The sequence below is a fragment of the Fibrobacter sp. UWR4 genome, from assembly GCF_003149045.1.
Classification (GTDB): domain Bacteria; phylum Fibrobacterota; class Fibrobacteria; order Fibrobacterales; family Fibrobacteraceae; genus Fibrobacter.
In genome coordinates this window covers 1-10,168 of the sequence record NZ_QGDU01000060.1, presented here as the reverse complement: position 1 = coordinate 10,168, position 10,168 = coordinate 1, and the positions used below count along the sequence as shown (strand labels likewise).

Here is a 10,168-nt window from a genome sequence, read left to right as displayed (position 1 = left end):
TTCAATATTAATCAAAGGATTTCTTTTTTCATGACCGCCAGAAGGCTTTTACGGAACTACCGGCCTAGCCGGTAGTTTTCAGTTATACAAAAAAGAGCCTGCATTTTTCAGCAGGCTCTTATATTACCAATTCAAAAATTACGGATTCACAACTTTCAAAGTTTCGCGTCCAACCCGCACAAGATAGGATCCCTTGGGCATATCCTTCATCATGACCTGCGAGCCAAACCCGCACTGAACAACATTGCCGTTCAGGCTGAAAATAGTCCAATGAGAGTCATTTGCTAGGCGGACAATCCCGGCAGACATGTCGTAGTTCATAGAAGGTTTCTCGACCTTCAAACGCAATCCCGTTTTGCAGTTTTCGTCATTGGAGTCTTCGCAATTTTTAGATTCTTCGCCTTCGCTCGGAATGACACTGGAGGAACTTTCGGGTACCTTAGGCAATTCTGCAGCCTTAAACTGAATCTTCTGATTATCAGTACCAGTACGAACCCAAGTAATGATGGGCATGCCAGGATCCTTGGAAATATTCAGGATATCACCCAGATAGTCATCGTCATAATTGGCGAACAGGAAATAGCCCTTCTTCTCGGAAGCGTTCTCGATGCGGATTTCGCAAGGAGTTGCGCTCGTACGAACCGTATCCAGCAGGGTATTGGACGGACAATAATATTTCTTAGTTCCAAAATTCTGCAGAGTATAGTGGCGGGCCTTGGAACCTGCCGCCACAACCCAAAGCTGATTTTCAGACTTTTCGTCAGCCACCTGTTGGACCACCATGTCATCGTTATCCTGCAGGGCCAAGTTGCTATGGCTTACAGTCAAGCGGTAGCCACCATCCTTGATTAAGGCGTTATTTACTTTGTCTACACCGTCGGTACGAGCGATCTTCTGAATGTTTCCATCACGATCATAGTACAGATAGTCAATGTTCACGGAACGGCGATAAGTCCAGCCACCGGGAGCGTTGGCTCCATGGTGCATAAAGTACCAGTGGCCCATGTACTTGAATATGGCCTGGTGGTTGGTCTCAGAATTATCTTCCTTGGCGTTGATGACTCCCTTCTGGGTCCAAGGGCCATTAATGGAGGGCGCCATAGAATAGTTGGTAGTAGAAGGATAACCGGAAGCGTAACTGAAATAGTAATTGCCACGGAACTTGTGCATCCAGGGAGCTTCGAAGAAATCCTTAATCTTAATGTCTTCGGGAGTGCCGGCAAGCTCAATCATGTTCTCTTTCAGTTTTACGCGTCGGCCAGCGTTCCAGGAACCCCAATACATCCAGATATCATCGCCATCGTAGAAAATAGCGGGGTCAATATTCAACGCAACATCGTTTTCAGTCAAGTCTGTAATCAAGGCATGGCCCAAAGCATCTTTCCACGGACCAGACGGATGATCCGCCACGGCAACGCCAATAGCAAAGCCTTCATCCTGCTTGATGGAGCCATGATGAACAGCCACATACCAGTAGAACTTTCCGTTACGGTATTCACAATGTCCGGCAAAAGCGCTGGCATCCGCCCACTTGAAAGTTTTATAGCTAAGCACTGCACCGTAATCGTGATAGTTTTCCATATCGTCGGTTACCAGCACATGCCAGTCGTTCATCAAGAAGAACTTATTGTTATTTCCCTGAGGTCCCTGCTCATCATGACCTGCAAAAATAAACAGGCTATCGTTATGAACAAGAGCAGCCGCATCAGCAGAATAAAATGCAGTTGTGATAGGATTAGCTGCCTGTGCAATGGAGACCACACCAACCATAGCACAAGCAGTAACCCCCAAACAAGTTTTCATATTCATCCCAAGTCCCTTTTACTTCACGCGGACTACGAAATTTCCCTTAGGCAGATTTTCAAAGCGAATTTCAGTACCGGCCACAGCACCGTTTACGTTACGGGTTGCCACCAGCTGTCCCATAGAATTCAGCAGGTAAATCTTCTGAACACCAGTACGATTCAAACGAACACTGTAAACACCATCCATACGGGAAACGGAAAATCCTGCCTTAGCAATAGAACCAGCCATGATAGCATCCGTACCAGCAGAGCTGCTGCTTTCGACAACTTCATTCATGGAGCTGGAGGATTCAACCTTTGCTTCGCTGGAACTAGATACCGGTGCAGGTTCGGCCTTGAACATCATATTGCCCACAGCCACTTCGCCAGAAACGCCGCTTGCTGTGAGGTAGAAATCCTGGATTCCAGCCAACTTCTTCTCGCCGCCAAGAGGAGAACATTCCACCACACTCCAGCCACCAGCGGCAGCAACACCCTTGCTCAGGTCGCATTCAGAAACCACAGTACCAGACTTGGAACCTGTACGCAGGCTCAACTTACCAGAAGCGTTCTTCACCTGGACGCTTACTTTGTTAGAAACGATTGAATCCGTAATGACGTTTTCGAAAATGGCATAGCCGCCATCCTTCATGGCCAACTCGTCCTTTTCATTCAGGCGAACGCGGATACCGTTATCGAAGCCGTTGCCGGGAATAGTATCGCGAATGACGCGGAGGAAGTCGATACGGTCCAGTTCCGCGAAGTTCTCGCCATCAGGAACGGGGCTCACGTCAATGAAGTTGCCGCCGCGCTTTAAGGTCGCAGGAATCATCACCACGGAATTTTCGGGGAATTCGCCCCAGGTACCTGTAGAAGGCAACTTCACATTCTGGGCCTTGCCGTTTACAGTAACGCTATGGGTTGCAGTGCCTGTACCGCCATTTGCATAACGGTAACGCAAAATGTATTCACCCGCCTGCATAATGTTCATAGGCAAGTGGATTACAGAACCCTTGGTATTGATGTAGCCCAAGTATTCGCTTCCCGATGCCTTGGTTCCGCGGGTCACCGCCAAGTCACCCGAAACAGCACGAGTCAAGACGCCGTGTTCCGCTTCGGCACTCAGGTAGCGGCCAAAGAAAGGCTGACCCATTTCGGCCCAGTTGTCGTCAGTGAACACAATATCGCGAATATGGATGTGGTTGTACTTGTCGCCAGCATTGTCGTAATAGTGATGCACAAAGCGGACGCGGTTCACGTCCTGGAACGGTTCACCACCGCCCGGGCCCACATAACGACCATAACGTTCAAGAACAATTGTACCACCACCAGTTGCCATATCCTTACCAGCGCGATCCAGATACGGACCCGTCACCTTGTCGGCACGACCATAAGCAGTCTTGTAAGTGGTCTGTTCGATGTTTGTGCCCTGCTGGCAGCACTTGTCCCAAGCGGTAAACAAGAAGTACTGTCCGTTATGTTCAATGAGGCTAGGGCCTTCTTCGGCACCGCCACTTGCGGAACTTACACGACGAGCGATGTTATAAACAGTCTTGTTATCGCTAGCCTGGAAACCGCTGACGGGATCCAACTTAATCAGCTGAATGCCAAGGCCAAAGGAACCGAAAGCCATCCAGTATTCGCCATCGGTAGTCTTCACCACATCAGCATCGATGGCGTTATACTTGTCGGTGGCTACCGTATGGAACACATGTCCACGGTCCTGCCAGCCATAGCCAGCCGTACCCGGCACAATGGACTTGGATGCAGTATAGCCAATGGCGGAAGTACGCTTGCCAAACACGGAACCGCAATAATACACGCGGAATTCCCCATTCATGTAATAAATGTCAGGAGCCCACACATCTTCCATGGTTGGAGCGTAAGTATAGATCCACTGGGGAAACGTGGTCATGGTCTTGCCATGAGCCTTCCAGGAAACCATGTCCTCGGAAGTCCAGAGGGAAAGCTGGTTGTTGGTGGTCATGAGGGCATAGCCATCTTCAAAGCGGACCATACTGGGGTCGTGACCCGGCTGGAGATTATCCTTGGCGTACCAATCGGCAGCGCAAACACTCTGAGCCACCATAGCAGTGCCAAACAGAAAGGCAAAAGACTTGAAATTTGCAACACCCATAAACACATCCTTGTTGTTATGTTTAATAATATACATTAAAAAGTCCACATTAGCCACATATTTCTACATCAAAATCAAAAATGTAGACATTTTACAATATTTAAAAGTCTACATTTTGTTTACAAAAAAAAGCAGGAATTTCCTGCCCGTATTTTGGTTTACTTTTCGATTGAAACCGTTGAACCGTCTCCGTGGACGTGAATCACCCTCTGCGGATAGGGAATTTCGATGCCATTTTCATCAAACAGGCGCTTGATGGCCTCATTGTACCTCTGAAGCAAGGTCCCATAATCGCCGGAATTCACCCAAACCCGGACCGTAACATTCACGGCGCTATCTTCCAAGGCTGATACAAAGAAAGCAGGAGCGGGGTCCTTGAGGAAATGAGCCTCCGCCTCCACCATCTCACGAAGACGGGCCATAACCAGATCCAGGGAGGAATCGTAAGACACGCCAACCGTGATATCCAGCCTTCTATGGGGATTTTTGCTGAAATTCACGATGGGAGCGCCCCAAAGGGAGCTGTTCGGTGCAGAAACGTACAGGCCGTCTAAAGTTTCCAAAGTAGTGTTGAACAGGCCGATTCCAAGAATTTTTCCCCTAATGGAACCACATTCAATCAAATCCCCCGCCTTAAAAGGCTTCAGGAACAAAAGTACAATACCAGACGCAATATTGGAAAGAGTATCCTTCAGGGCAAACCCGATGGCAAGGCTTGCGGCACTGATCATGGCCACAATTCCCGTGGTATTCACCCCGAAAATGTTCAGGGCGATAATCAACCCGGAAATATACACCACATATTTGACCAAGTCCGTAATAAGAGGAATTGCGGCAGGGTCCATCCCCCTCTTGGACATACGGACCAAAAATTTCCTAAAGGACCAGACAAAAACCTTCACCGCCAAAAAGACGAGGATGACCAGAAGCACTTGCTTCACGATAGGGTATTCAGTTAAATATGCTTGTAATTTTTCCACGACCCCAATTTAGAAATTTTCAAGACAAAAATATCCCGGCAGGAACAATCCTCCGGGATTTGAAAAAATCCTTATTTTCGCGGAATTTTAGAAGAAAACCTTCACGATAAGGCTGCCCACGATGGTAGAAACAATGACGCTGGTAAGGCCAGGCAGCATGAAACTGTGGTTCAGCAGGTACTTACCGATCACCGTGGTGCCGGAACGGTCAAAGTTCACCGTTGCAATGTCGGACGGATAGTTGGGAATGAAGAAATAGCCGTAAACACTGGGAAGCACACCCAGAAGCACAGCGCCTTCGATGCCCAGGCTGTAAGCCAGCGGGAGCATGGCCACCACCACGGCGCCCTGGGAATTGATCAGCACAGACACGGCAAAGAAGGCAAAGGCGATTGCCCAGGGATAATGCTGAACAATGTCCTTCAGGCCGCCCTGCATCACATCCATGTAGTTGGCGAAGTAGGTATCGGCAAGCCAGGCAATACCGTAAATTGCAACCACCGCCACCATGCCGGACTGCCAAACAGCACCAGCCACAGCCTTCTTGGGCTGAGCCTTGCAAAGAATAATCATGAAAGCCGCTGCGGAAATCATCACAATCTGGATGATAATATTCATGCCGATGGGCTTCATCTGGGCCACGCCATCCACAATTTTTCCGGTGGGAACCACGGGGCGAATATCATGACCTGCAATCTGGAATACAGAGAACATCACAATCACAGCAAGAGCAATAAGGAAGATGTACACGGAACGGCGTGCTTCCTTGGAGACTTCCTTGTCCAAGAGGGAGGCGGTGTTACCGTACATGTATTCCTTCATCTGAGGGTCTTTCAAGCGTGCCTGGAAAGCGGGATCCTTATCCAAGTCAAGACCGCGCTTGTAGCTGACGGCAGCAGCAGCAGCCAAACCACAAAGGCAAGCGGGAATGGTCACCGCAATCACCTGAAGGTTGTTGATTTCAAAACCGTTGGCGTTGGAAATCACCACGAAGGACGCCACCGCTGCCGCAATGGGAGAACAGGTAATGCCCACCTGGGACGCAACGGATGCTACAGCACAGGGGCGCTCCGGACGGATGCCCTTCTTCAGGGAAATGTCGCAGATAATAGGCATCAAGGTGTAAACCACATGGCCCGTGCCCACAAGAACCGTAAGGAAGAAGGTGCAAAGCGGAGCCAGGAAAATCACCTGGTTCGGGTGCTTTCGGAGAAGCTTTTCCGCCAGCTGAATCAGCCAATCCATACCGCCAGCAGCCTGCATAATACCAGCGCAGGTCACAGCGGCAATGATGATGTAGATAACATCGGTAGGCGGCTTACCCGGAGCCATGCCAAAGCCCAGCACCAGAATGGCAAGGCCAATACCCGAAATCGCACCCAAGGCAAGGCTACCATAACGGGAGCCCACATAAAGGGCAGCCAGCACAATCAAAAGCTGAATAATCATCACAGCAGTCATAGAAACCTCCTTATTTATAGAAAGGAAACTAATCAAAATTTTTAATGAAAAGCGATGAGTAGCTTAACTTTTTTGTGGGTAAATGGGTTTACGGCGTTCAATTTTACCCACAGATTTTTAATTTATCTATAACCCAAAACATAAAACAGGAACCGTTTTATGGGTAAAACGAGCTATCACGCCCTTTTTTACCCATAACACCGCCAAGTATTTGAGATTGCACCAAGACTTTTCTCGATTTTTTATGGGTAAATCCATTGTCTTTAAGTCTTTTTACCCATAAAATCCATAAAAAAAGACTCTGCTTATTCAGCAGAGTCTTTTTCTAAGGGTTCTAAAGGGCAACGCCCCTTACATCTGATTAGGTGTTTGCGTCAACCCATTCAGCGTTCTTCTTGCAAGCTTCGATAGACTTTTCGAAAGCAGCCATTTCAGCGTCGTTCATCTTAACTTCGAAGATCTTTTCGACACCGTTTGCGCCGATCACGCAGGGAACGCCACAGTAGAGGCCCTTGCCCTTACCCTGGTATTCGTCGTTCAGCTTGACAGCGCAGGTGAGAACGCTCTTCTTGTCCAGGAGGTAAGCTTCAGCCATCTTGATAGCGGAAGTTGCCGGGCTGTAGAATGCAGAGCCACGAACGAGGAGAGAAACGATTTCGCCACCAGCGTTAGCAGTACGAGCAGCAAGTTCGTCGAACTTTTCCTTGCTCATGAGCTGCGGCAGAGGAATGCCACCGACGGAGACGCAGTCGTAGAGGGAAACCATGGTGTCACCGTGGCCGCCCATAACGATTGCCTTAACGTCTTCAGCAGAAACGCCCAGTTCCATAGCAACGAAGCAAGCGAGACGAGAAGAGTCGAGAACGCCAGCCATACCGATCACCTTGGAGGAATCGAAGCCGGTAACCTTCTGCATGTTGTACACCATTGCGTCCAGCGGGTTGGTGATAACGATAACGAATGCGTTGGGAGCGAGTTCCTTGATCTTGAGGCCCACGTCCTTGATAACGCCGCAGTTGATGCCCAGGAGGTCGTCACGGCTCATGCCCGGCTTACGGGGAACGCCAGCGGTAACGATAACGACGTCTGCACCAGCGATATCGTCATAGTTGGTAGAACCGGAGAGGTTGCAGGAAGTGCCCATAACGGAGCGGCCTTCCATAATGTCGAGAGCCTTACCCTTCGGCATACCTTCAGTCATCGGAATATCGATGAGGACCACGTCACCCAGCTGCTTCTGAGCGAGGACGAGAGCCATAGTACCACCAATCTGACCAGCACCAACGAGTGCAATCTTCTTTCTTGCCATGATTTTACCTTCCTTAATAAGGTGTTGAAAAATTTACGCCTAAAATATAGCACTATTTTGGTAAAGAAACAACGTCCCAAAGGGACCGCTGTGACGAAATATCAAGTAAATAAGAAGCCAAACTGCCCCCGGAGGCTCAATTTACTCATCCTTGACACATCGAATAGAGTAGCCATACGTCTTATACTCTTCCGTATCAAGAATTACGTCCGAATGATTAGAGAAATACATAGTCTTGGCTGTAGTCGTAGAGACATCTTCATCCAGCCAGAAATACGCCTGCTCGCCCTTGCCTTTAAAATTTGATGAACTGGAATAATACCCTATGGGGAAAACGCCAAAGCCCCAGCGGTCCTTGCCACCTTCGGTAGATGCGTTATAAGACCATCCGTAGGTAGTTTTCAAAAGTGCCGCCGACGAACCATATTCCGAGAAACCACTCACAAAACCAAGAAGGGTTTTGAACTCATCCAGACTCGGCAAATGCCAACCAGAAGGGCAAGCACCCTTATACGGGCGTTTTATTTTACAACGACTCACCCCACAAATCGCTTCTGCAGTATCTAAAGCCTGCGCCCAGGTGTAAAGCTTTCCGTAAGAACTGTACTTGATAGAATCGTTATCGTAGAATTTTCCATCTCCGTACGCAAGGTTTTCCGCCATCCAAACCTGGTCTCCCATGGTAACGATTTATAGGCTCTGCCATCACGCTTGTCTATAAAGCACGTATTCTTGTCGGCCCAGAAGGCCTTTGCCTCAAACCACTTGGTCGTGGAAGACAATCGATTGGTACTATAGGACGCAAGAAGATTTTCCTTATCCTTCACAAAGACTTTTTTCTCGAAGTTTTCTGCACCTACAACCTCGGGATCCTTCGTGAATTCAACGTAACCGATACGCTCCGTACCATCTCCACCAGGAACCGTATACATATCAACCAGTACGCCATAAAAATCAGATTCTGACGAAACCCGAATAGTCACCGCATCGTTTTCGGTAAGGCTTTCATCCACTAGTTTCAAGACGGCCTTGTCAGTAACATCCATATACAGGGAATCACCGAAAGATACCGTTGCGTAAAGAGCGAATCCAGCCTTAGCCATATCCTTTGATACAGTCCCTAACGTTGCATCTTTATACTGAATAAGAATGGTGTCCTTTTCATCAATGGCCAGAACACCATCATTCTTGAGGCCATTCATAAGGAATTCTCCATAGAAGTAATCCTTATATCTGTAAGCAACAGCGCGGATTTCATCGCCTTTTACCTTACTGGAGATCGTCACCTCTACGGAGTCCTTACCGCAACCTTCGTCATAGACATAGAAATGTCCCTTGGAAGCCTGGTTATATCGATCCGCATCAAACTCCACTCGGCTATCGGCATTTTTCTTCCAGTAGACAGTTACGTTTTCAAATGTCTTTTTTTCATCTTTAAAGGTATATCGCACATCAACTGTCAAAATTTTCGCAGGATCAGAATAGAAGTAGTTATCGTGATTCTTACCTTCATTCACAACAAAAAAACTTCCTTTATAAAGGCCACCTGCACCAGCAAGCTTGAGATGGGCGTCATAGGTACCGAAGCCGCCCTCATTTTCTGTATAATGACATTCATAGCCGTCGTTATAGCACAAAATCATGGATACCTGTATGGAATCTCCTTCGGCATTCTTATCATTAACGGTAACAACCACTTCGGCGCTGTCCCCGTAATACCAAGGTTTATCCAGGGAGATGAAGTCCCGTTCATTCCTGGAAGCTAGGATAAAGGCTACATTGCGTTTAATGACTCTTTCAGGGTTTTCATCCTTGTAGCTAATAACCACGTTATCCCCATCCTGCACCTTGATCGTCCTGGATCCAGAACTCTTCTGAGCGAAGACAGCATGGCATAGTAGAAACCGTCCCTAAGTTCTGCAGTCAGCACAATTCCCTTGGAATCAGAGGTACTGGTCACAGTAACTTCAACGGTTTCCTTTTTAGCCAGGATATCGTTATCGCTAATACGAATCAACAAGGAATCGGAATAACTCCATACGGTATCGCCAATCTCCACATGTTCGGCCTTATTAAAATCAATACTTGCAGTGGTACCACCATTGCTACCGGCCTGACCATCGGTTCCATTCCAAATCGTTCCCACAAAATCCTTGCCACAGTAAATATCGATTCCCTTTTCGTCCTCACGATATTCACCAGAACAACTCAGACCATCCTTACCGTCTACACCATCTTTACCGTCGGTGCCGTTGACACCGTCCTTGCCGTCTACACCATCTTTACCGTCGGTGCCGTTGACCCCATCCTTACCGTCTACACCATCTTTACCGTCGGTGCCGTTGACCCCATCCTTACCGTCTACACCATCTTTACCGTCGGTGCCGTTGACCCCATCCTTACCGTCTACACCATCTTTACCGTCGGTGCCGTTGACCCCATCCTTACCGTCTACACCATCTTTACCGTCGGTGCCGTTGACCCCATCCTTACCGTC

Annotated in this window: 7 protein-coding genes and 1 pseudogene; all 8 read right to left on the bottom strand. The window is 48.2% G+C overall.

The annotated features are described in order from the left end of the window. Positions 1 to 138 precede the first annotated feature (138 nt). Positions 139 to 1,803 carry a glycoside hydrolase family 43 protein gene (locus tag BGX12_RS14705; protein ID WP_109736785.1) on the bottom strand — a complete coding sequence of 555 codons (1,665 nt, stop codon included), beginning with the start codon at positions 1,801 to 1,803 and terminating at the stop codon, positions 139 to 141. Positions 1,804 to 1,821: 18 nt separating this feature from the next. After that, the gene (locus BGX12_RS14700; RefSeq protein WP_233246418.1) at positions 1,822 to 3,957 is read right to left on the bottom strand and encodes a family 43 glycosylhydrolase; all 2,136 of its coding nucleotides are present in this window, start codon (positions 3,955 to 3,957) and stop codon (positions 1,822 to 1,824) included. Positions 3,958 to 4,079: 122 nt separating this feature from the next. Then, on the bottom strand, positions 4,080 to 4,901 hold the full coding sequence (locus BGX12_RS14695) for a mechanosensitive ion channel family protein (RefSeq protein ID WP_146196375.1): 822 nt from the start codon (positions 4,899 to 4,901) through the stop codon (positions 4,080 to 4,082). Between the two features lie 87 nt (positions 4,902 to 4,988). After that, positions 4,989 to 6,362 (bottom strand): anaerobic C4-dicarboxylate transporter, encoded by a 1,374-nt coding sequence (locus tag BGX12_RS14690; protein WP_109736782.1) that lies wholly within the window; start codon positions 6,360 to 6,362, stop codon positions 4,989 to 4,991. 361 nt (positions 6,363 to 6,723) lie between these two features. Further along, positions 6,724 to 7,671 carry a malate dehydrogenase gene (gene mdh / locus BGX12_RS14685; RefSeq protein ID WP_109736781.1) on the bottom strand — a complete coding sequence of 316 codons (948 nt, stop codon included), beginning with the start codon at positions 7,669 to 7,671 and terminating at the stop codon, positions 6,724 to 6,726. Between the two features lie 141 nt (positions 7,672 to 7,812). Continuing rightward, positions 7,813 to 8,334 carry an FISUMP domain-containing protein gene (locus BGX12_RS14680; protein WP_158278279.1) on the bottom strand — a complete coding sequence of 174 codons (522 nt, stop codon included), beginning with the start codon at positions 8,332 to 8,334 and terminating at the stop codon, positions 7,813 to 7,815. Further along, a complete protein-coding gene (locus tag BGX12_RS15365; RefSeq protein WP_146196374.1) occupies positions 8,235 to 9,500 on the bottom strand; it encodes a hypothetical protein in 1,266 nt (421 codons plus the stop codon). Before BGX12_RS15365 ends, BGX12_RS14680 begins: the two co-directional genes overlap by 100 nt. Beyond that, positions 9,446 to 10,168 (bottom strand): annotated as a pseudogene (locus tag BGX12_RS14670) (hypothetical protein); the annotation flags it as partial. The pseudogene BGX12_RS14670 and the gene BGX12_RS15365, both read right to left, overlap by 55 nt.